Source organism: Salinicola avicenniae (assembly GCF_023736115.1).
GTDB lineage: Bacteria > Pseudomonadota > Gammaproteobacteria > Pseudomonadales > Halomonadaceae > Salinicola > Salinicola avicenniae.
In genome coordinates, this window is sequence record NZ_JAKQZC010000005.1 from 553,177 (window position 1) to 574,532 (window position 21,356).

Sequence of the window (21,356 nt, forward strand, 5' to 3'; positions counted from 1 at the left end):
GGCCGATAAGATTCGAGTTCCCGCGGACGGCAACTCCGCTCCGCCTTGCGAGAGACGCTATCGATGTCGACGAACGACGAAGCCAGTGAGTGCGCCCCGGAAGGCCCACTTGGCTACCGGTTGCAGACGAACAACCGCCCCGACGATCAGCCATCGTTGCCCGATGTCGATAAACGCGCGACCGCCGCCTTGGCCGCGACCGGTCAGTCGATCTGGCACTGGTCGCTGTCGGATCGCCTACGCCTGAGCACCAGCCCGGCCACCCTGCCTCGGCATCAGCGTCCCGGTGCAATGCCATCGGCACAGCCGCTGGCACTCGCCATACCAGACCTGCGGCGCCTGGCCCGCGCCCGCCGCCGCCTGATCGACAACACCGAAGACTCACTGGACCTCGTCGTCAAGCTCGAGTCAGACGCGACGCGACGCCTGCGCATTCGCGGCCGCATCACTGCACGTGACACCGCGGGCCAGCCGGTCAGCGCGACTGGCACTTGGGAGGCACTCCCCGCCCCCCTTGATGCCGACCACGAAACGCGCGTGCGGGCGCATGCTTTTGCGGCCTCGCGCGACCCGATGCTGGTGGTCGATGACAAATGGCGAATTCTCGAGAGCAATCATGCCTTCATGACGCTGAGCGGTTGCGCCCCAAAAGCGCTGGGTAACGAATCGCTGGCGTCTTACCTGGATGCCTCCGCGCTCGAACAAGCGCCGGCCGCACTGGCACGACTGAGCCATCTGCAGCCTCACGAAGGCACCCTGACGGCCTGCGACGGCAACGAGATCCCGGTCGAGCTGACGCTCAGCGACTTCCGCCTCGACGAGCGAGATCACGTGCACTATATCGCTGCCCTGCGCGACATTTCTGCGCGTAAGCGCTCCGAGCGTGAACTGGAGCACCTGGCCAGCATCGATACCCTGACCCAACTGCCTAATCGGGCAACGCTGCAGTACCGGCTGCGTCAGGCGCTGGAGCACGGCCCGGCGAGCGAGCCGTTGGCGATCCTGTTCATCGATCTCGACGGGTTCAAGCACATCAACGATTCGCTCGGCCACCAGGCCGGCGACAGGCTGCTGCGCGTGATGGTCAAACGCCTGCGGGCCACATTACGCAACCGGGACCTGATCGCCCGCTGGGGCGGCGACGAATTCGTGGTCGTGATCGATATCGACGACGACGCACAACTGGCCGACAGGATTGCCCATCGTCTGCTTGAAGCGCTCTCCCAGCCGATGGTGATCGGCGGCCATCAAATCAGCGTAACCGCGAGCATCGGCATCGTGCATGCCCCCGCGGATGGCAGCGATAGTGACACCCTGCTCAAGCACGCGGATGTAGCGATGTATGCGGCCAAGGACAAGGGCAAGAACGCGATCGTCGCTTATCACAACCAGCTGGAGCACCATAACCTCGAGCAGATGTCGATGCTGTCGCAACTGCGCGAGGCGATCACGCGGGAAACCCTGGATTTCGTGGTCCAGCCCAAGTTCGACGGCGACAACCGGATGATCGGCGCGGAACTGCTGGCCCGCTGGCAGACCGAGGATTACGGCCAGGTGCCGCCCAGCACCTTTGTGCCGCTCGCGGAGCACAATGGCATGGCGTCCGCCCTGGGGGCATTGGCGATCGAACACGCTGCACGCTACGCCGCCATGCTGGCCGCTACCGGCCATCCGCTGCCGGTGGCCGTCAATATCTCGGCGCTACATGTGATGGACGACGCCCTGGGCGAGACCCTGAGTGAGGCCTGCCGCCGCCACGACATTTCGACCGATCAGATCGAGCTGGAGGTCACCGAATCGGTCTTTCTGGAGAACACGCGTGCGCCCGAGGCCCGCATCGAGATGCTGCGTCAGGCGGGTTATCGCGTGGCCATGGATGATTTCGGTGCCGGCTACTCGTCGCTGGGTTATCTCAAGCGACTGCCGTTCGACACGATCAAGATCGACCGCAGTTTCATGCACGACCTCGAAGCGGACCCGCGATCGCGTCACCTGCTCGCGGGTATCGTCGGGCTATGCAACCTGCTTGGCATGGAGACCGTGGCGGAAGGCGTGGAAACCGAGGCGCAGTGGGCCCTGCTGCAGGAGCTAGGGATTACGCACTATCAAGGCTTCTACCTCGGCCGTCCCATGCCGATGTCGCAGCTGGTCGCCCTGCTGGACAAATAGCGTAACGCCGGCAGGCGATGCGGGGGGCGCATCATCTACCGGCGTTCGACGCGGCATGTACCGGCGTTCGACGCGGCATGGTGATGGCTCGGCGTCAGACTTCCTGCGCCAGCAACCGATCGTCGAACGGGTAGCGAGACAGCTTTTCGATGCCGCTATCGGTGATCAACACCTCTTCCTCGAGCTTGACGCCGTCGGCAGCGCCTACCTCACCGATATAACTCTCCACCGAAACGACCATGCCGGGCTCGAGAATGCCATCTTTCGAGAAGGCGTCGAAGTCCATGTGGTGGGCGACCAGCGGCGTCTCGCCGTGCATGCCGACGCCATGGATGATCGATGGATAGCGGCGATCGAGGAATCGCGCCGGAATCTTCCACGCCCGCTCGGCGAGTTCACGATAGCTGACGCCGGGTCCCAGCAACCCCATATTGTGGTGAACCTGGTCGTACGCCATGCGATAGAGATGGCGCTGATAGTCCGAGGGCTTGCCCGGGCCGACGTGGAAGGTCCGCGAAAAGTCCGAGTAGTAGCCGTGACAACCAATGGTATCGGTGTCGAGGGCGACCAGCTCGCCGGGGCGGATGACCCGGTCGCTGGCTTCGTTGAACCAGGGGTTGGTGCGCGGTCCGGAAGAGAGCAGACGAGTCTCGATGAACTCCCCCCCCTGCTCGATCACGTTACCGTACATGATCGCGAACAGCTCGTTCTCCGTGATCCCAGGGCGAATCGCCTCCTCGACCCGAGCCACGGCGGCTTCGCTGCCTGCCATCGACTGCGCCAGGCAGGCAATTTCTTCCGGCGTCTTGATGCGCCGGCAGTGGAGCGTGTCCTGCATGCAGTCGTAGACGTCGAGTCCCTGGGCCTCCAGCGAACGCGCCAGGTTCAGTGCACAGCGATCCAGTCCCACCTTGCGGTTGCCACCACCGTGCGCGTTGACCAGTTCGGCGATTTCGATGCCGAAAGGGTCGCTCGAGAGATTGTCGCGCTGATTGACCGCCGACCAGACCACTTTGGAAGTGCGTGATTCGTCGATTGTCTCGAGCCACGTCGACACATGAGCGCTGCCCGGATACTCGAACAGGATCACCGGCCCCTCGAGTGGGACGTAGATATAGCGCGTCGAGTTGCGCAGAAAGTAGCCGAACATGTTACGCGACCCGGTCGCGTAGCGTTGGTTATTGGGATCGAAGAGTACCAGCGCGGCGTACTCCTGCTCTCGCATCATGTCGCGTAAACGCGCCAGGCGACCACCGCGCAGCTGCACGGGGTCGAAGGCGGTGGGAATACTGTCGCCGTTGGCCATGGGCGCAGAGGGCACGACGGGGATGCGATCCGGTTCGTGATCGGAAAGCGATTCGAATTCGATAGTGCTCATGCAAGGTTCCTGACAGTGGCGGCGGAGTGCCGGCCGAGGGCGCGACCTCCTGAAGAGCGGGCGACGGCAGTCGGACGACTACCGCCGGAAGACGAAGAGATGCCGTGATTAGTCGGCCAGGCTGTCGCTGCGTCGAGTCTGGCCTTCGCGCAACATGCGCTCGTGAACCGGCGCCATGCGCCCAAAGATCCGTTGTGCCCGTTCGGGTCGGCCGATGAAGCCCGGCTCCTTGGCGTAGGCGAAGATAACGGTATGCCGTTCACGGTCGCCCCTGACCGGCGTGACCCGATGCAGCGAGTAGCGGCCGAAGAATATCTGCAAGTCGCCGAGCTGCAGGTCGAGTGACTTGAGCCCCTGCGATTCGCCGTCGAGCACGCGCTCGACACCGTCATAGTTCTCGCCCTCGGGGCTACGAATGCCGGGGGCATATTCGAAGCGTCCGCCGTCCTCCGGCTTGCGCGTCAGCAGCGTGACGATGAACTCGTTGGTATCGTAATGCCAAGGGTGCTGGCATCCCTCCCGCAGCACGTTGACGACGAGATCGGCCAGCGGGTCGGCATACTCGTGGATCGTCTCCATCCCGACCACGCTAGCAATGAAGCGCTGGAACTGGGCGTTGCCGTAGAGCTGGCGAATGATCGTCGATTGATCGATGCGGTCCCCCGCCACGAAACCGTTGGTACGGTCATCGAAACGGTTCTTCGGGTGACGCGCGGGTAGCGTGGCATCGCCCTCGGAGTTGTAGGGATTTGTCTCGTTCTGATTGTAGTGCGCCGCCGGCGAGAGTCGCTCGGTCTCGCGCTCCAGTCGTGCCAAGGCTTCTTCCGACACGAAGCGCTTGAGCACTACGCAGCCATCTTCCGCCAGCTGCGCCCGACAGGTAGCGAGCAGGTCGCGGCCGACATCGCTGTCGAGGTCATCGAGCGGGTAGCGTTCGAGATTGACCAAACCCTCGAGAGCGCGTGTGGGCACGGCGGCGTTGGAACCAGACATGGAAACTCCTGCATACGTTCGAATCAGGGTGCCTGGACAGACTAGGGTCGAGCGTTCAACAATAAAAATGAATAGTTCGCATGAAATCTATTTTTAGGAGTCATCGATCATGGATCCCGATCTGCTGAGAGCCTTCGTCGCGGTGGCCGAATGCGAAGGCTTCAGTGCCGCCGGCCGCATTCTCAATCGCACCCAGTCTGCGGTCAGCCTGCAGATCAAACGGCTCGAGGATCGCGTGCGCGAGCCACTGTTCGAGCGCACCAGTCGTAGCGTCACGCTCACCCCCGCCGGAGGGCGGCTCCTGCCCTACGCACGCCAGATACTCAAGCTGCAGGACGAAGCCAAGCGCGTGATGTCGAGCGAGCGTGAGGGTCGGTTGATCCGCCTGGGTATCTCAGACGAACAGGCCACCGCCTACCTGCCAGACCTGCTGCCTCGCTTTGCCGAACGCTTCCCGCATGTGCGAATCGAAGTTAACTGCGATATCAGCAGCAGCCTGATCCAGCGCTTTCAGGAAGGGCTGCTCGACGTGGTGCTGGCCGTGCGCCACGGCCCGACCCAGACCGGACAGCTGTTGGGGCGGGAACAGATGGTATGGGCAATTGCCGAGCATCGCGACATCGATGACTGGGAAACGCTACCCTTGGCACTCAATCCAGAGGGCTGCATCTTCCGTGCGCACGCCTTCGCCGCCCTGGGCCGCGAGGAGCGCCAATGGGACGTGCGCTATACCAGCCCTTCGCCGACCGGCGTCAACGTCGCCGTACAGGCAGGCCTGGCGCTGACGGTCAAAACGCCTCGAAGCTTACCGCCGGGCTGTCGGACCATCGATGCCGCCGGCCGGTTGCCGGAGCTGGGCTACGTCGAGATCGAGCTGCATCGTTCACCGGGCGAACTGAGTGAAGAGTTCGAGGCATTCTGTCAGGCGTTGATGGAGATCGTCGTGCAGGCTGACAGCGTCGAGGGCCTGGAGCCGGTAGCGCCGGCCGGCGCGCTCACGTAACGTCTGCGCTTCGATCTCGTTTTCCGATCTCGCTCAGGATCTTGTTGCATGGCTTTGACCTTCAGTCTAATCGCCCCGGCCTCGTTTACCGACCCGACGCTTCTCGAACGCGCCGCCGCGGCGCTTGAGGATTTCGGCTTCGGGGTGCGTTTTCCGACCCGCCTGCAGGCCCGGACCCGATATCTGGCCGGCGACCTCGAACATCGTCTGGAGACACTGTACGCCGCCTACGCGACCTCCGATACCGACGCTGTATGGGCGGTTCGCGGCGGCTACGGCTGCGCGCATCTCGCCTCCGAACTCGACTGGTCACGCCTCGCGCCCAAGCCGCTGATCGGCTACTCGGATCTCAGCGTGCTGCTGGACCAGTGCCACCATCACGGCTTGCCGGCGATACACGGTCCGGTGATGAAGGAAGGCGTCAAGCTGACGGCGGACGACGAGGCTGTCCGCCTGGCCAGTCGGCGGGACCTCGAGGGGCTGCGCTCGCTATTGCAGGGCGAGCGACTCTCGGCGCAGCCTCTGCAGCCGGTCATCCCCTCGACAAGGGCGATCGAGGGAGCACTGGTCGGCGGCAATCTGGCAACCCTGGCGAGCGTCGCTGGCACGCCGCTCGCCTTCCGTGCTCCGCCGCGCAGCATCGTGATACTCGAGGATGTCGGTGAGCCCTACTATCGGCTTGAACGAGACCTGTGGCAGCTCGTCTACTCGGGAGCACTGGACGACGCCGGCGCCGTCTGCCTGGGGACGTTCGAGAACTGCACGCCGTATGGCGACCTCCAGATCGAAACGCTCTTCGAGACCTGGCTCGCCCCGCGCCGGATTCCCCTCTACACCGGGCTGCCCATGGGTCACGGCCGCGACAATCTGCCGTGGCGCTACGGCGCCAGCGCGCGCATCGTCAATGACCAGTTACAGTTTCTGGCGTGAGACTCGCACGTCATTGTGTAAACGCCGGCGCCCCTGAAGGAGAGCCGGCGCACAATATTCCGTAAAAGGTCTCAGTCGAAGTCCGGAGCGCATTAAGGTGAGCGAGAGAGGCATCAGTCGCGCTCCGGATAGCGCTCGACAGACTACCGCATCCGCTGACGCGACCTAACGCAGCGCTGCCGCGGCCACGCTCATAGACGCTCGAAGACGGTCGCCACCCCCTGACCCATACCGATGCACATGGTCGCCAAGCCAAGCGTCGTCTCCTGCTGGCGCATGACATTGAGCAGCGTGGTGCAGATGCGAGCACCCGAACAACCAAGCGGGTGCCCCAGCGCGATCGCGCCACCGTGCAGATTGACCGCCTCGTCGAGACGATCCAGCAGCTCGAGATCCTTGAGCACTGGAATCGACTGTGCCGCGAATGCCTCGTTGAGTTCCACGGTCTGGATATCGCCGATCTTGAGCCCGGCAGCCGCGAGCGCTTTCTGCGACGCCGGCACGGGCCCATAGCCCATGATCGACGCATCGCAGCCCGCGACACCGGTCGAGACGACCTTGGCCAGCGGTTTCAGGCCCAATGATTTTGCCCGTTCGTAGCTCATGACCATAAGCGCCGAGGCACCGACCGACAGCGCCGACGAGGTCGCGGCGGTAACGGTACCGCTCTTCGGGTCGAAGACCGGCTTCAGTGCCGCCATCTGCTCGAGGCTTGCATCCTCGCGGACCACCTCGTCGTGGCGAATCCGGGCTGGTACCCCTTCCTGATCGTGTCCTTCGATCGGCACGATCTCGTTGTCGAAGTAACCGAGGCGATTGGCCTCGCTCGCACGGCGATGGGAGCGCAGCCCAAAGGCGTCCTGCTGTTCCCGGGTAACGTTATGCATCTTGCCCAGCAGCTCGGCAGTGAGCCCCATCATCATCGCCGCCTTGGCGGCGTGACGGCTGGCCGCCGGATTGACGTCAACGCCGTGAGTCATCGGCACGTGCTCCATATGCTCGACACCGCCAATCAGATAGCACTCCCCCATGCCAGCACGAATATTCGCCACCGCAATGTGCAGCGCACTCATCGAGGAACCGCATAGGCGATTGACGGTCTGCGCCGGCACCGACCGCGGAATGCCGGTCAGGATGGCGGCATTCCGCGCAATGTTCATCGACTGCTCCAGGGTCTGGTTGACGCAGCCCCAGATGATGTCGTCGACCCCGGCCGGGTCCAGCCCATCATTGCGCTGGAACAACGCCTGCATGACCGCGGCGGAGAGGTTTTCGGCGCGCACGTTGCGAAAGGCTCCGTGCTTGGCTTTGGCCATGGGGGAGCGGACGGCATCGACCACCACGGCATCTCTGGCATTCAAACTCATGAGTAGGACTCCACTGACCTGAGTGAGATTGGAGGTGGATTCAATCCGTCGAACCGGCCGCTGCCACATCTGATGACGTCGCGTAGAAACGCTCGCCGCTCGCGGCCATCTCGCGCAATCGCGGTGTGGGCGCGTAGAGCGCGCCAAGCTCTTCGGCCAGTCGCTCGGCCTGCGCGACGAACGCCGCCACGCCCATGGCATCGATATAACGCAGCGCGCCACCGCGAAACGGCGGGAAGCCGATGCCGTAGATCAACGCCATGTCAGCCTCGGCCGGTGTCCCCACGATCCCGTCCTCGAGGCAGCGAACCGTCTCCAGGCAAAGCGGCACCATCAGCCGAGCGATGATGTCGTCATCGGTGAGCTCGCGACGCTCGGCGACGACGCTTTCGACCAGCCGGTGCGCCCCTTCGTCATGCTGCTTGCGCGGCTTGCCCTTCTTGTCCTCTTCGTATATGTAGAACCCCTTGCCGTTCTTCTGGCCCAGGCGTTCGTTGTCCAGCATGACCTGAATCGCCGACTTGCCATCGTGCGCCATGCGATCGGGGAACCCCTCGGCCATCACCTGGCTGGCGTGTACCGCGGTATCGATACCGACGACATCCAGCAGATAAGCCGGCCCCATCGGCCAGCCGAAGCGCTCCATGAGGCGATCGACGCGCTCGAAGTCGGCACCGTGCTCGACCAGACCGCTGAAACCGCCGAAGTAAGGGAACAGGATACGATTGACAAGGAAGCCGGGGCAGTCGTTGACCACCACCGGCGTCTTGCCCATCTTGCGTGCATAGGCCACGGTCGCCGCCACCGCGGCATCCGAGGTCTGCGCCCCGCGAATCACCTCCACCAGAGGCATGCGGTGCACCGGGTTGAAAAAGTGCATGCCGCAGAAGTTCTGCGGCCGCTGAAGGTCGGCGGCCAGCCGATCGATCGAGATGGTCGAGGTGTTGGAAGCGAGGATCGTCTGCTCGCCAACCGCGGACTCGACCTCCTTCAGCACCGAAGCCTTGATCTTCGGATTTTCGACGACGGCCTCGACCACCAGGTCGACGTGGCCGAAGTCGCCATAGGAGAGCGTCGGTCGAATGTTGCCGAGTATCTCCGCCAGGCGCGCCTGCGTAAGCTTGCCGCGCTCCAGCTGTTTGACGAGCAGCTTGCGCGCTTCCTTGAGACCAAGCTCGATAGCCTCCTCGCGAATATCCTTCATCAGGATCGGCGTGCCCTTGTAGGCACTCTGGTAGGCAATCCCGCCTCCCATGATTCCCGCCCCGAGCACCGCGGTCTGCTCGACCGTCCGGGCGTCGCGCTCATACTGCTTGGCCTTTTTCTTGACCGTCTGGTCGTTCATGAACAACCCGACCAGGTTGTAGCAGACCTCGGTCTTGGCCAGCTTGGCGAAAGCTTGCGCCTCGATCGCCTGGGCGCGCTCTCGGCTCTCGCCGGCGCCCTTCTGAATCACCCGAATCGCCTCGATGGGTGCCGGGTAGTGCGGACCGGCTTTACCGGCGACATACCCCTTGGCCGTCTCGAAAGCCATCATCTGTTCGACGGCATTGAGACCAAGCGGCGCACACTTGCGCGCCCGGCGCTCACGGTAATCGAAGTCACCGGCCACGGCACGCGCCAACAGCTCGCGAGCGGCGCTCATCAACGCCGTGGCGGGCACCACGGCATCGACCGCGCCGACCTTGAATGCGCTGTCCGCATCGTTCTGGGTACCGCCGGCAATCCATTCGACCGCGTTATCGGCACCGATCAGCCGCGGCAGCCGCACACAGCCGCCCCACCCCGGCAGAATGCCGAGCTTGGTTTCCGGCAGACCGATCTGGGCGGAATCCGCCATGACGCGGAAATCGGTGGTCAGACTCAGCTCGCAGCCACCGCCCAGCGCCAGTCCGTTGAGCGCGGTCACCGTAGGAAATGGCAGATCCTCGAGCCGATTGAACAGGGCGTGCACGCGCTGGTTCATATCGATCAGGAAGGCTTCGTCCTTGGCGAACATGGCGTGAAATTCGGTGATATCGGCACCGACGATGAACGCCTCTTTGGCACTGGTCACGATCAGACCGTCGAGCCCGCGCTCGTTTTCGATCGCCGCGACGGCCTCCTGCAACTCGCCGATCACCGCCGAAGAGAGTTTGTTGACCGATTCCCCTTTCAAATCGAGCGTCAGGAGTGCGATCTCGCCCTCGCGCTCGACCCGAATGGCATCGCCTTCGTAGAGCATGGGATGTCTCCGTGCATGGCTACAGGATTCGCCCGACGGTCGTCGACAAGACGGAATCATACGGGCGTTTGAATACTGTCCAGCTTGGGCTCAGCCGACGGCAGCGTCAAGCTCAACCAAAGTCTTGCCACCGGCGGTTGGGGGCGACTCCCGACGCCCGCAGGCGACACCCTGTCGTGGAGAACGTCGTCACCGGGAGACTGGCGATTCGCGCCTCGTTCCAGCGTAGAATGGGCCCGCGCTCGATGCCGCGACTGTTTTTGACGCAGCTTCCGGCGGCCGCACCCCGCAGACGTACAGGATCACCGCGATGAACGCAGCATCCCACCCCCGCCTGGCTCGGCTGGAACCCCTCATTGCTCGCGTTCGTCGATTCCTCTGGCTCTGGCCGCCGATCGCGTTCGTGCTTGGGCTTCTGGGCTTCTTCCTCGTCGATCGCCAACAGTGGTTGGGTGCCGTGCTGGCCATCGGTCTACTGCTGACCTGGGTGCTGCTGATCGCCGAGAGCCTCGTCAGCAAATGGCTCTCCCGGCGCGGTCGCGATGCCGGGCTACCCCGGACACTGGCCACATTCATTGCCCAGATGGTGCACCAGGAAACCCTGTTTTTCTGTCTGCCTTTCTTTCTCGCGACTACCATCTGGACGAGCGGGCAGGCACTGTTCACCGGGCTACTGATCCTTTGTGCCCTGCTGGCGATCCTCGATCCGCTCTACTTCGGGCTTTCGAACCGGCACCGCTGGCTCTACTTTCTGCTGCACGCCCTCTGCGTCTTCGTCGTCATGCTGGTGACACTGCCGATCATGCTGAGCCTGACCACCGGCGAGAGCCTGGTGCTGTCGATTCTCGCCATGACGTTCTTCAGCCTGCCGAGTCTCGTCGGGCTACTGAAACCGGCCGGTGCGATGCGCTGGCTAGCCATGCTGGGCTTGCTGGTCGTTCTCGGCGGTATCGCCTGGGCCGGGCGCGGCTGGATACCGCCGGCCTCCCTGTGGCTATCGGGCAGCGCGCTTTCCCCCGGCTTCGATACGTCCGCCAGGACACCGCGCGGTGAAATGACACTGACGCCAGCCAACCTGCAGGCGCGCGGCCTTTACGTCTACACCGCGATTCGGGCGCCGCGCGGCCTGCGCGAAAAGGTGTATCACGTCTGGCGCCATGACGGCGACGTGGTCGAACGGATCGCGCTCATCATTCACGGCGGCCGTGATCAGGGATATCGTGCCTGGACTCACAAGCAGAACTTCGCCGCCAATCCCGCCGGCAGCTGGCAGGTCGATGTGGTAACGGCGACCGGGCAGCGGATCGGTAGCGTGCGCTTCCGCGTGGCCGATGGCGATGACGCGTCGGCTGCCGATGGACGGATTCAACGCCCGCCAGGCATCCCCGGTTGGAACATTCGCCACCTTCTCGCAGGCCGGAAGTCACCTTCAGACTAATCGTTGACCGGATCGACTTGCATTATCCTGCGGTGCTTTGGAGAATGTTAGGACGTTCACGATCCAGGTGATCCGCTATGGGACAACATATCGGCTTTAAACTCGCACGCCTTCCGAGGCTCTGGCGTGCCGTCATCGATGAACGCTTGGCGCCGCTGGGCTTGACCCAAACTCGCTGGGTGACACTGTGGAATCTGCGCAACATGGGCGGCGGACAGGCGCAATGCGACCTGGCTCGTGCCATCGGCGTGGAGGCGCCATCGCTGGTACGTACGCTGGACCAGCTGGCCGAACAGAATCTGATCGAGCGCCGGCCCTGCGCCGACGACCGTCGGACCAAGCGTCTTTACCTGACGGATGACGCCACACCGCTGCTCGAGAAGATCGAGACCATCGTCAACGAGACGCGCAGCGAAATGCTTCGCGGGTTCTCGCAGGCGGAGATGGACGAATTCGAGAGCATGCTCGATCGCATCGAGAAGAATGGCCTCGACCTGCAGCGTCAATCCGAGGAGGCCAAGGCGAGCTAGCCTGAAAGCCGAAAGACCTCGCGTGATCGCACTTCACGAGCCACCAGGGACGGGGCTCGTTATCCTGCCGGGTTGACCGGCACGGCCTTTTTCCTGCCACTGCCCGCCAGGGTATCCCGCATTGCCAACCACGTTGCCCAATCCTGCTGGAATCTGGCCAACTCCATCCCCTCCTGCCACCAGACGCACAACGTGTGTTCGTGCGACTCAACGACCAGCGCATCGGCCGGCAAGGAATCCAGCCAGGCCTCGAGCGCCTCGAGCCGCGAGGCATCCAGTGCAGGCAGCGGCGGCTGACGCCAGCGCCACTGGTCCGTCGCGGATGACAGCGCCTCGTTGGCGACACGATCGCGTACCAGCGTGAAGTCAGTGCCGGGCGCCGTCCCGGGATAGCGCAGCCGATAACCCACGAGAGGCACATCCGGCAGGGCCAGTGGCGGCTTGGTAAAGTTCAGCTCACCGCCGTGGCGCTTGACGTGATGACGAAGCTTGCCTCGCAGCGACTCGCCGCGGCTGGGGCGCAGCCACATCATCGGCGACAACATCAGCAAGACTGCCAACAGCATGAACAGCAGGACTTTCATCAACTCTCCTAAGCAAGCCAGAGTAGGCGCCGCACTATAAGCGCGGCAGTCTAGCGGTAACGGCGCGTTGCGTCGCGCGATCCGATCACCGATTATCGACTGCGGCAGCATGTCGCTCGACAGAGCATTGTGCCGCCCTGGGCCCGGGCCTACAGTTATCAATGTCACTCGCCGGACGGGGGATTACCCGATGAGCAACGAATATCATCATGTGCTGGTTGCCGTGGATCTGACCAAGGATTCGCACAAGGTACTGGAACGGGCGATACCCATCGCACGCCGCAATCAGGCGAAGCTTTCGATCATGCATACGCTGGAACCGCTGGGGTTTGCCTATGGCGGCGATATCCCGATGGATCTCACCAGCATCCAGGATCAGCTCGACGAGCATGCCACACAGCGCCTGGCGGACATCGCTGACCCTTACGACATCCCCCGCGAGGATCAACATATTGTCGTCGGGATGCCGGATACCGAGATCCAGCGCTTCGCCAAGGAGCACGATATCGATCTGATCGTGGTCGGTTCCCACGGTCGCCACGGCTTTGCACTGCTGCTCGGTTCCACATCCACCGGCGTGCTGCACGGCGCCGAGTGCGATGTCCTGGCCGTCCGCGTCGGCAAGGATGGCGAAACCGAGGAGTAGCCGCCCGGCCCCGCCTGCCGGACCAAACCGGCAGGCGTCAACGCTTTAGCCTTCGGCCATCGCCTCGAGCTCCATCCAGCGCTCCATCGCCTGATCCAGCGAAGCCTGGGTGTCCGACAGAGCCTCGAGCGTGGCCGTCACCGTTGCGCTCTCCTGCTGATAAAAGCCGGGATCGCTCATCTGCGCTTCGAACTCGCCGATCTTTGCCTCGAGCGATTCGATGGTTGCCGGTAGCGTGTCCAGCTCTCGCTGCAGCTTGTAGGAGAGTTTCTGCCGACGCTTCTCGCTGCCCTGCACTTCGCCGCCCGCACGCTTCTGATCGCTTGCCTTCCCTTCGGCATCGCCAGCAGCCTTGCGTTCGGCTTTCTGCGCCTCGCTGACTTCCCACGGCGCCGGCGGCAGTCTACCGCCCTGACGCACCCAGTCGGTATAACCGCCGACATAGTCTCGCACCACGCCATCGCCTTCGAACGCCAGCACGCCGGTCACGACATTGTCCATGAAGGCACGGTCGTGAGAGACGAGGAGCAATGTGCCCTCGAAGTCCAGCAGCAGCTCCTCCAGAAGCTCGAGTGTCTCGACATCGAGATCGTTGGTCGGCTCGTCAAGCACCAGCACGTTGGCCGGCTGGGTAAAGAGCTTGGCCAGCAGCAAGCGGTTGGACTCCCCCCCGGAAAGTGCCTTGACGGGCTGACGCGCCCGCTCCGGCGTGAACAGGAAGTCCTGCAGATAGCTGATGACGTGCTTGTCCTTGCCCCCGACCGTGACCTTGTCGCTCCCCTGGGCAACGTTATCGTAGACGCTCTTGTCGAGTTCCAGCCCGGCTCGCAACTGGTCGAAATAGGCCACTGAGAGATTCGTTCCCATGCGCACGCTGCCCTCGTCCGGCGTCAGCTCGCCCAGCAGGATCTTCAGCAGCGTCGTCTTGCCGGCACCGTTGCGCCCAATCAGCCCCAGGCGATCGCCGCGCTGCACTTCAAGGGACAGGTCACGGATGATGCACTCGCCATCGTAATAGTGGCTGACCCGGTCGAGCTCGACGACCCGCTTGCCACTGCGTTCGCCACTCTCGACCTGGAACGACGCCTTGCCCTGTCGCTCGCGGCGCTGCGAGCGCTCGCTGCGCATCTGTTCCAGCGCACGCACGCGGCCTTCGTTACGGGTCCGGCGAGCCTTGATCCCCTGCCGAATCCAGGACTCCTCCTGGGCCAGCTTCTTGTCGAACTCCGCACGTTCGCGCGCTTCGACCTCCAGTTCATGCGCCTTCTGCGCCTGATAGGTGGCGTAATCTCCGGGATAGCGCCCGAGCCGGCCGCGATCGAGCTCGAGGATCGCGGTGGCCAATTTGGACAGGAACGCACGGTCGTGGGTGATGAACAGCACCGCGCCCTCGAAGGCCTGGAGCTGCTCTTCGAGCCAGGCGATCGTGTCGATGTCGAGATGGTTGGTCGGCTCGTCCAGCAGCAGCAGATCCGGGTCCGCGACCAATGCCCGCGCCAGCGCAACGCGTCGACGCCAGCCACCGGAGAGACCACTCATGAGCGTCTCGGCAGGCAGTCCGAGTCGCGTCAGCACGGTATCGATACGCTGGTGGAACGACCAACCATCGAGCGCTTCGAGCCGTGTCTGCAGTGACTCCAGGCGACGCATATCCGGCGCGTCCATGGCGATCAGCCGATGGTATTCGGCCAGCAGGGCACCGGTCTCCGGCAGTCCCTGAGCGACGATTTCGAAGATGGTCGCCTCGTCGGCATCCGGCAGGCTCTGCTCCAGCACGCCGACCTTGAGCCCCGGGGCCCGCCAGATATGGCCGTCGTCCGCCTGGCTCTCTCCGGCAATCAATTTCAGCAGCGTCGACTTGCCAGTGCCGTTACGGCCGACGAGCGCCAGGCGCTCTCCTTTGTCGATTACCAGATCGGCGCCATCCAGCAGGACATGATGCCCGTAGGCGAGTTGCAATTGTTCAAGGCGTAGCAGAGCCACGGAAAACCTCACGATCGTCGGATGTGCGAATACCCCCTATTGTACCGCGCTCTTCAAGCCCCGTACCGCGTCCTTCAAGTTCCACCGCAGTCGCTTGCTGCACCGCCCCGTCATCCCTCTTACAATATGGCCTTTCCGTTTTCCGCCATTGCGATAGAGGAGTGCCGCTTGAGCGACACGCCAACTCAGGATTCCCCACTGCCGGATGCGCTGCGTATCTCGGCCCCGGCACCGCTGATCGATATCGGTGCCAACCTGACACATGACAGTTTCGCCGCCGATCTCGACGCCACCCTCGAGCGGGCACGACAGGCCAACGTCGCCGCACTGATCGTGACCGGCGCTGATCGCGACGGCTCCCTGCGCGCGCATGAGCTGTCCGAACGGCACGACGGCCTCTACGCCACCGCCGGCTTGCATCCGCATCATGCCGCCGACTGGGACCCAGCAATGGAGACGACAATGCGCGAGCTCCATCAGCAGCCTCGGGTGGTCGCCGTCGGCGAATGCGGCCTCGATTTTCACCGCGATTTCTCGTCACGCGCTGACCAGCAGCGCGCCTTCGAGGCCCAACTGGCGCTCGCGGCGGAATCCGGCCTGCCGTTATTCCTTCACGAGCGCGAGGCGGGGGAGCGAATGCTCGAGATCCTGCGCGAGTGGCGCGACCACCTCTCGGATGCCGTGGTGCACTGCTTCACCGGCGAGCGCGACACGCTCTATGGCTACCTCGACCTCGACCTGCACATCGGTCAGACCGGCTGGCTGAGCGACGAGCGTCGCGGACACCACCTGCGCGAGTTCGTCCGCGACATTCCGAGCGAACGCCTGATGGTCGAAACCGACTGCCCCTATCTGCTGCCTCGCAATCTGCCAGCCAAGATCAAAGGGCGCCGACACGAACCGGCTCTGCTACCTTGGATAGTCAAGGAGCTGGCGCATTGGCGAGGCGAATCGGAAACCGAGGTCGCGCAAAGCACGACCCGAACGGCCAGACGTTTCTTTCGACTGGAGGGCACGGGCGAATGACGGAATATCCCGGTTTCATCGCGGTAGAGACGGGCGAGGACAACGCCCTGCCGGTGGCCATCGCCTGGGCGCTACCCAACGGACAGATCAAGCACACCCTGATCCAGCCCGACGACGAGTGGCTCGACGAGGAGTTGTTGTCTCTGGGCGGTTACGACCTCGACGAACTGCGCCAGTTTGGCGTCAGCCCACTGGATGTCCTGCGCGAGCTGGAGAACGACCATTTCAGCCAGACCCTTTATACTGCCGGCGTACAGGATGACGAGGCCGCCCTGTCGCGCATGTTCGACGACTTTGGCGTCGACCCGTTCGTCGAGCTGACCTCCGCCGATATCCTCTATCCTGATCTCGATCCCGGCGAATGGTCGCGTGCGCGCAACGATCTCTTCGGCGAACTGGGGCTCGAGCCTCTGCGACCCGAGCATGAGGTGCAGGTGATGCTGTATCTGCATCGCCGCCTGGCGGAAACGGCCGCTTAGCCGCCCGCCGGGACAGACGCCACTGACAGCGCAGACGGGAGCCGCTGGCGCCCGATCGCGATGGCTTCCGCCTGCGCCCTTCCCTTCACGTAGAACGCTTCCAGCGTCGCGAAAAACGCATCCGCACGTGCCGGCAATCTCGTGTCGCGATAGTGCTGGGCGCGCGCTGCCACCTTGGCCGCGAACGCCTCACGATCAACCGGCACACCCTCGAGATTGTCCACGCTGACGCGAAAGGGCTTCACACAGGCCGCGCTGAATATCGATTCCAGCGCCTGGGGAGCCACTTCCACACGTTCGAATTCGGCCTGCTGACGCATGTCGCGACCGTCAGGCTCGTACCAATAGCCATAGTCCTCGAGTTGCCGCCGCGCTTCCCCGGCGATGCACCAGTGGCTGACCTCGTGGAGCGCACTAGCAAAGAAACCGTGCGCGAAGAGGATCCGGTGACAGGGATGGTCATCGTCCGCCGGCAGGTAGATAGGCTCATCGTCGCCCCGCACCAGTCGCGTAGCATAGGTCTCGACAAAAACGCCGTCGAAGAGTGCGATCAGGTCATCGATATCGTGGTTCATGCAGCCTCCCGGAATGGTCGCGAGTATACGCAAATCGACCGCCGGCGCCGAGCGCGGCCCGTCGACTCCTGCTAGACTCGCCGTCTCGTCCATCCGGTCAAGAGTCGACAATGACCTCAAGCGTTTCCCGCTTTCGCCGCTGCCGCCAGGAGACATTCAGCCTGCTGCGTCTCGGACTGCCGATCTGGGGCGCGCAATTGGCGCAGTCCGGCATGAGTGCGGCGGATGTCATCATGTCGGGCCGCTCCGGCGCCACCGACCTGGCTGCGGTCTCGGTCGGGGCCAGTCTCTGGGTACCGCTGATGCTGTTGATGACCGGCACTCTGATGGGCCTCACGCCGATCGTCGCTTATCAGGTCGGCGCTCAGGCCTTGGACAGGGTCAAGGCAAAGGTACATCAAACGTTGTGGGTCGCCCTGGCGCTGGGATTTATCAGCATGCTGGCATTGTTGGCCGGCGCGCCGGCGGTGTTCCGGCTGATGGAGATCCCCACGGATGTCGCCGGCCCGGCGTCCCGGTATCTGAGCGCCGTGGCCTGCGGCATTCCGGCCGTCGCCATCTACCAGGCCCTACGCGCCTTCTCGGATGGCATGCGACTGACCCGGCCAACCCTCTGGATCAGCCTGTTGGGCCTGGCGGTGAACATCCCCAGCAACTTCGTGCTGATCTACGGCGGCCCGGGGCTGGAGACGCTATTGGGCAGCGCCTTGCCGGCACCGCTGCGACAGCTTCCCGCAATGGGCGCTACCGGCTGTGGTGTCGCCACTGCGATCTCGATGTGGGTCATGTGCCTGGGCATGATGTTCTACACATGGCGCAGTCGGCGTTATGCCGGTATCGCGCTGTGGACACGCCCCGACCTCCCCCGCTGGCGGGAAGTCGGCGAACTGCTCTATCTCGGCCTGCCGATCGGTTTGGCGATCTTCTTCGAGGTCACGTTATTCACGGTCGTCACCCTGCTGGTGGCCTATCTTGGCGAAGTCACCGTTGCCGCCCACCAGATCGCGCTCAACGTGACGTCCATCCTGTTCATGCTGCCGCTGTCGCTAAGCATGGCGCTAACGGTCAGGGTGGGAAACCGACTGGGCGCCGAAGATCCTCGCGGGGCCGCCTTCGTTGCCTGGAACGGCGTGTTCGTCGGACTCCTGCTGGCTCTGCTCAACAGCCTGCTGATCTGGCTGCTGGCCGCCCCGGTCGTGTCGTTCTATACCGACGATACGACGGTGAGCTCGCTGGCGATGTCCCTGATCCTGCTGGCGATGCTGTTCCAAATATCCGATTCGCTACAGGTCAATCTCGCCGGCGCCCTGCGTGGCTACAAGGACACACGGATGGTGATGGGCATCACGCTGGTTGCCTATTGGATCATCGGCCTGGGTAGTGGCCACCTGCTCGGACGCGGCATGGATGGACTGCTGGCCCCGCTGGGGGTGCATGGCTACTGGATCGGACTCAACGCCGGGCTCACCAGTGCCGCGCTATTGTTGGGCTGGCGACTTTGGCACTGTAGCCGAACACGCGCACGCAACCTCGGTCGATCGGGGCGGATAGCCGCGGCAACGCAGGAAGGGGCTTAACAGGCCCTTCATGCCTGTGCTAATACTGGCGGCAGGTCCAAGCCTAGACATTGCCGATCAGGAGGGTAGCCATGGGTGTCCCACTTTCCCCCCGCTCCGCGCAGATCATCGATCTGGAAACAATGCGGCACCGTCTGAGGGCCAGAAAACGACTGCTGCGGCTGTCGCCCGAACTGGACCGGCTGGAGATGCTTTACTATCTCGCGTCCGACCCCGATACGCTCTATGGCATGCCATTGCTGGCCTGGGGGTTGCGGGAGGATAGCGAGGTCGTGGGGCTGGTGCCGTGGATGGAAACGCTGGCCCCGTGTCATGAACTGGATGACCCGGAGTATGGTCACTTTGTCGGCTATCGCGATCCTGAAACCCAGGAGATCTTTCACACGGCGCCCGAGCACAAGATCGCGGAGCTCCAGCACGCGGCTGCGTACTTCGACTACGAGGAAACCTCGGACATCACGCTGACCCAGCAGCTGCCGGAGACGCAGGGCACCCATGCGCTCTGCATGGACGAAGCTGGCAAGCCTTGGCAGCTAAAGCAGATTTTCGGCTGGCACCTCTACAGCAACGGTGAGGTCGACGCCATGCTGGTCGATGACGGACGCGTCAAATCCCAGCCTATCCTTGCCGGCGACGACTGCCTCTACCCCGGTAGGTCCCGCCATCGAACGCTCTACTTCTTCCAGCGCAGCATCGCCAACCGTATCCGCAATGAGGACCCGGAGACGCTCGAGGCGCTGGCGCTGATGGTGATGCCCGGCGGCGGTTAGGCGAAGGCTGTCATGTCACCGACCTCGTGTCTCACAAGGTCGGTGACTTACCCAGCATCCTACCCTAGGCGAATACGATAGCGGTATTCGTCGCCATCCTGCCGCTGATCGACCAACTCATGGCCGAGAAAGCTGCAAAACTTGGGGATGTCCCGGGTCGTCGCCGGATCGGTTGCGATCACTAGCAGATGATCGCCCGAGCGCATGTCACGCACCTGGTTGTGCATGAGCATGATCGGCTCGGGGCAATAGAGTCCCCGCGTATCGAGCGTCGCTGTCTGCTCGGTAGGTTCGCTATCCTTCATGACACGGCTTCTCCGTTGGGGTCTCAGTCGCCCAGATGAACATGCACGGTGACCTCTTCACGGTCATGGTACAGATGCCGACACGTGATGGTCGCGCTGACGTGCTGATCAGCCAGCGCCGTTTCCAGACGCGTCAGGCACCGTTTAACTTCCGCCCAGCGCCGTTTCATCGGCAGTTTCAAATTGAAGATCGCCTCTCGGCACCAACGTTTGACGAGCCACCGCTCCACCATGTCAATCACGCGCATCGGCTTGTCGACGATATCGCAAACCAGCCAGTCAAGGCGATACGGTGGCTCCCAGACGAAACCATCCTCACGCAGGTGCTCGACCTGGCCGGTTGCCATCAATGCCTTGTCCATGGGCCCGTTGTCGATGGCATAGACGAACATACCGCGACGCACGAGCTGGTAGGTCCAGCCACCTGGAGCCGCGCCCAGGTCGACGGCCTGCATGCCGTCGGTGAGCCGTGTAGCCCAGGCGTCCTTGGGCACAAAGGTATGCCAGGCCTCTTCCAGCTTCAGCGTCGACCGGCTCGGTGCGTCTGACGGATGACGTAATCGCAGCACGCCACCGGCATGATCGCTGCGATTCCCGGGGAAACTCATCGCAACCTGAACCTGATCACCGGCCAGCCAGAAGAGATGCAGGCGCCGCCCACCCGCCTTGCGGCGCAGAGCACCGGCGCGTTTCAGCGTGCTTTCCAGCGGGCGAGAGAGCGACTTCGCCAGCCGCCCGAGGCGTTTTCCCTCGTTGGTATCCGGCGTTTCGTGATACACCGAGTCGAAGTTCCAGCCGCTGTCCGCCACGAGACCCGCGATAGCTGAGAGGCGATCCTCGCGATCCAGCAGGATGGGCGCAAACGCGACCAGCGACTGCCGTGCGAACACCAGCGAGTGCAGTGGCAGCGCACGATGTATCCGGTTGGCCGGCTCATTGTCCGCCGCCTGCCAGCGCACGAAGCCGCTATTGGCCTCGGCCATCGCGACATCGCCCTGCTCACCTAGCGCCGCCGCACGATCCGAAATCTCGGCGGCCAGGTCGTTTTCGAAGCCGGCGCGACAATATAGCAGCCACTCGTTGGGCAATCGACTCAAGTTCGCCTCGTCTTTTTCAATCAGAATTCATTACGCGCGTCGAAAGATACCATGTCGCGCTGCCGAATGCGGGCCTCGAGACGAGCGATACAAAGAATAACTGCTGCGTCGTCTGCCGGCACGGAAGCCGCTTGAGCTTTCTCGCTTATAGGGTTTTCGCGGCCCGGAGACGCGAACACCCCGGCCTCTGGCGAGACCGGGGTGCCCAAAAAGAAGAACCCCAGCCGGTTGGCTGGGGTTCGGTATAGATGCCTGACGATGACCTACTCTCGCATGGGGAGG

19 protein-coding genes are annotated in these 21,356 nt (G+C 63.4%); 10 read left to right on the top strand and 9 right to left on the bottom strand.

The genetic code is table 11. From position 1 onward, the window contains the following. The first annotated feature begins 63 nt into the window (after positions 1-63). On the top strand, positions 64-2,169 hold the full coding sequence (locus MC381_RS14510; protein ID WP_251978454.1) for a putative bifunctional diguanylate cyclase/phosphodiesterase: 2,106 nt from the start codon (positions 64-66) through the stop codon (positions 2,167-2,169). Between the two features lie 94 nt (positions 2,170-2,263). On the opposite strand, the gene MC381_RS14515 is transcribed toward MC381_RS14510, so the two are convergent. Next, entirely contained in the window at positions 2,264-3,547 is a 1,284-nt protein-coding gene (locus MC381_RS14515; protein WP_251978455.1) for a M24 family metallopeptidase, read from the bottom strand. A 108-nt stretch (positions 3,548-3,655) separates the two neighbouring features. Next, on the bottom strand, positions 3,656-4,540 hold the full coding sequence (locus MC381_RS14520; RefSeq protein WP_251978456.1) for a HalD/BesD family halogenase: 885 nt from the start codon (positions 4,538-4,540) through the stop codon (positions 3,656-3,658). 109 nt (positions 4,541-4,649) lie between these two features. Here MC381_RS14520 and MC381_RS14525 point away from each other — a divergent pair, with 109 nt between their 5' ends. Beyond that, positions 4,650-5,543: a LysR family transcriptional regulator gene (locus MC381_RS14525; RefSeq protein WP_251978457.1), complete on the top strand. Its 894-nt coding sequence runs from the start codon at positions 4,650-4,652 to the stop codon at positions 5,541-5,543. A gap of 48 nt (positions 5,544-5,591) precedes the next feature. Beyond that, positions 5,592-6,473 carry a S66 peptidase family protein gene (locus tag MC381_RS14530; protein ID WP_251978458.1) on the top strand — a complete coding sequence of 294 codons (882 nt, stop codon included), beginning with the start codon at positions 5,592-5,594 and terminating at the stop codon, positions 6,471-6,473. A gap of 191 nt (positions 6,474-6,664) precedes the next feature. Here the strand turns inward: MC381_RS14530 and fadA are convergent, their stop codons facing one another. Together fadA and fadB are read right to left on the bottom strand one after the other, a co-directional pair. Next, complete coding sequence (gene fadA, locus MC381_RS14535; protein ID WP_251978459.1) at positions 6,665-7,840, bottom strand: acetyl-CoA C-acyltransferase FadA; 1,176 nt, start codon at positions 7,838-7,840, stop codon at positions 6,665-6,667. A 40-nt stretch (positions 7,841-7,880) separates the two neighbouring features. Continuing rightward, a complete protein-coding gene (gene fadB, locus MC381_RS14540) occupies positions 7,881-10,064 on the bottom strand; it encodes a fatty acid oxidation complex subunit alpha FadB (RefSeq protein WP_251978460.1) in 2,184 nt (727 codons plus the stop codon). Positions 10,065-10,374: 310 nt separating this feature from the next. On the opposite strand from fadB, the gene MC381_RS14545 reads away from it, so the two are divergent. Then, positions 10,375-11,502 carry a DUF5924 family protein gene (locus MC381_RS14545; RefSeq protein ID WP_251978461.1) on the top strand — a complete coding sequence of 376 codons (1,128 nt, stop codon included), beginning with the start codon at positions 10,375-10,377 and terminating at the stop codon, positions 11,500-11,502. Positions 11,503-11,579: 77 nt separating this feature from the next. Continuing rightward, positions 11,580-12,032 (top strand): transcriptional regulator SlyA, encoded by a 453-nt coding sequence (gene slyA, locus MC381_RS14550; RefSeq protein ID WP_251978462.1) that lies wholly within the window; start codon positions 11,580-11,582, stop codon positions 12,030-12,032. Positions 12,033-12,091: 59 nt separating this feature from the next. Here the strand turns inward: slyA and MC381_RS14555 are convergent, their stop codons facing one another. Then, positions 12,092-12,616 (bottom strand): preprotein translocase subunit YajC, encoded by a 525-nt coding sequence (locus MC381_RS14555; protein ID WP_251978463.1) that lies wholly within the window; start codon positions 12,614-12,616, stop codon positions 12,092-12,094. Positions 12,617-12,806: 190 nt separating this feature from the next. Between MC381_RS14555 and MC381_RS14560 the strand changes: the two genes are divergently transcribed. Then, the gene (locus tag MC381_RS14560; RefSeq protein WP_251978464.1) at positions 12,807-13,262 is read left to right on the top strand and encodes a universal stress protein; all 456 of its coding nucleotides are present in this window, start codon (positions 12,807-12,809) and stop codon (positions 13,260-13,262) included. A gap of 45 nt (positions 13,263-13,307) precedes the next feature. Here MC381_RS14560 and MC381_RS14565 read toward each other — a convergent pair whose 3' ends face one another. Continuing rightward, on the bottom strand, positions 13,308-15,245 hold the full coding sequence (locus MC381_RS14565; RefSeq protein WP_251978465.1) for an ATP-binding cassette domain-containing protein: 1,938 nt from the start codon (positions 15,243-15,245) through the stop codon (positions 13,308-13,310). Positions 15,246-15,371: 126 nt separating this feature from the next. On the opposite strand from MC381_RS14565, the gene MC381_RS14570 reads away from it, so the two are divergent. Together MC381_RS14570 and MC381_RS14575 are read left to right on the top strand one after the other, a co-directional pair. Beyond that, complete coding sequence (locus tag MC381_RS14570; protein ID WP_374708179.1) at positions 15,372-16,271, top strand: TatD family hydrolase; 900 nt, start codon at positions 15,372-15,374, stop codon at positions 16,269-16,271. Further along, entirely contained in the window at positions 16,268-16,750 is a 483-nt protein-coding gene (locus tag MC381_RS14575) for a hypothetical protein (protein ID WP_251978467.1), read from the top strand. The genes MC381_RS14570 and MC381_RS14575 overlap by 4 nt, the downstream gene beginning before the upstream one ends. Here the strand turns inward: MC381_RS14575 and MC381_RS14580 are convergent. Next, positions 16,747-17,325, bottom strand: coding sequence for an elongation factor P hydroxylase (locus tag MC381_RS14580; RefSeq protein ID WP_251978468.1), 579 nt, complete (start codon positions 17,323-17,325; stop codon positions 16,747-16,749). The genes MC381_RS14575 and MC381_RS14580 overlap by 4 nt on opposite strands. A 110-nt stretch (positions 17,326-17,435) precedes the next feature. Here MC381_RS14580 and MC381_RS14585 point away from each other — a divergent pair, with 110 nt between their 5' ends. Together MC381_RS14585 and MC381_RS14590 are read left to right on the top strand one after the other, a co-directional pair. Further along, positions 17,436-18,902, top strand: coding sequence for an MATE family efflux transporter (locus MC381_RS14585; RefSeq protein WP_251978469.1), 1,467 nt, complete (start codon positions 17,436-17,438; stop codon positions 18,900-18,902). A 71-nt stretch (positions 18,903-18,973) separates the two neighbouring features. After that, positions 18,974-19,672, top strand: coding sequence for a hypothetical protein (locus tag MC381_RS14590; RefSeq protein WP_251978470.1), 699 nt, complete (start codon positions 18,974-18,976; stop codon positions 19,670-19,672). Between the two features lie 59 nt (positions 19,673-19,731). On the opposite strand, the gene tusA is transcribed toward MC381_RS14590, so the two are convergent. Both tusA and rlmM read right to left on the bottom strand, forming a co-directional pair. Further along, entirely contained in the window at positions 19,732-19,977 is a 246-nt protein-coding gene (gene tusA, locus MC381_RS14595) for a sulfurtransferase TusA (RefSeq protein WP_251978471.1), read from the bottom strand. Between the two features lie 23 nt (positions 19,978-20,000). Then, a complete protein-coding gene (rlmM, locus tag MC381_RS14600) occupies positions 20,001-21,074 on the bottom strand; it encodes a 23S rRNA (cytidine(2498)-2'-O)-methyltransferase RlmM (protein WP_251978472.1) in 1,074 nt (357 codons plus the stop codon). Positions 21,075-21,356 lie beyond the last annotated feature (282 nt).

Excerpts from the sequence above, each read along its gene's own strand:
- MC381_RS14520 (WP_251978456.1), bottom strand. The coding sequence starts at position 4,540 with ATGTCTGGTTCCAACGCCGCCGTGCCCACACGCGCTCTCGAGGGTTTG.
- MC381_RS14555 (WP_251978463.1), bottom strand. The coding sequence starts at position 12,616 with ATGAAAGTCCTGCTGTTCATGCTGTTGGCAGTCTTGCTGATGTTGTCG.
- slyA (WP_251978462.1), top strand. The coding sequence starts at position 11,580 with ATGGGACAACATATCGGCTTTAAACTCGCACGCCTTCCGAGGCTCTGG.
- MC381_RS14575 (WP_251978467.1), top strand. The coding sequence starts at position 16,268 with ATGACGGAATATCCCGGTTTCATCGCGGTAGAGACGGGCGAGGACAAC.
- MC381_RS14590 (WP_251978470.1), top strand. The coding sequence starts at position 18,974 with ATGGGTGTCCCACTTTCCCCCCGCTCCGCGCAGATCATCGATCTGGAA.
- MC381_RS14510 (WP_251978454.1), top strand. The coding sequence starts at position 64 with ATGTCGACGAACGACGAAGCCAGTGAGTGCGCCCCGGAAGGCCCACTT.
- tusA (WP_251978471.1), bottom strand. The coding sequence starts at position 19,977 with ATGAAGGATAGCGAACCTACCGAGCAGACAGCGACGCTCGATACGCGG.
- MC381_RS14580 (WP_251978468.1), bottom strand. The coding sequence starts at position 17,325 with ATGAACCACGATATCGATGACCTGATCGCACTCTTCGACGGCGTTTTT.
- MC381_RS14570 (WP_374708179.1), top strand. The coding sequence starts at position 15,372 with ATGGCCTTTCCGTTTTCCGCCATTGCGATAGAGGAGTGCCGCTTGAGC.
- MC381_RS14560 (WP_251978464.1), top strand. The coding sequence starts at position 12,807 with ATGAGCAACGAATATCATCATGTGCTGGTTGCCGTGGATCTGACCAAG.
- MC381_RS14515 (WP_251978455.1), bottom strand. The coding sequence starts at position 3,547 with ATGAGCACTATCGAATTCGAATCGCTTTCCGATCACGAACCGGATCGC.
- MC381_RS14525 (WP_251978457.1), top strand. The coding sequence starts at position 4,650 with ATGGATCCCGATCTGCTGAGAGCCTTCGTCGCGGTGGCCGAATGCGAA.
- MC381_RS14545 (WP_251978461.1), top strand. The coding sequence starts at position 10,375 with ATGAACGCAGCATCCCACCCCCGCCTGGCTCGGCTGGAACCCCTCATT.
- fadB (WP_251978460.1), bottom strand. The coding sequence starts at position 10,064 with ATGCTCTACGAAGGCGATGCCATTCGGGTCGAGCGCGAGGGCGAGATC.
- MC381_RS14585 (WP_251978469.1), top strand. The coding sequence starts at position 17,436 with ATGACCTCAAGCGTTTCCCGCTTTCGCCGCTGCCGCCAGGAGACATTC.
- fadA (WP_251978459.1), bottom strand. The coding sequence starts at position 7,840 with ATGAGTTTGAATGCCAGAGATGCCGTGGTGGTCGATGCCGTCCGCTCC.
- MC381_RS14530 (WP_251978458.1), top strand. The coding sequence starts at position 5,592 with ATGGCTTTGACCTTCAGTCTAATCGCCCCGGCCTCGTTTACCGACCCG.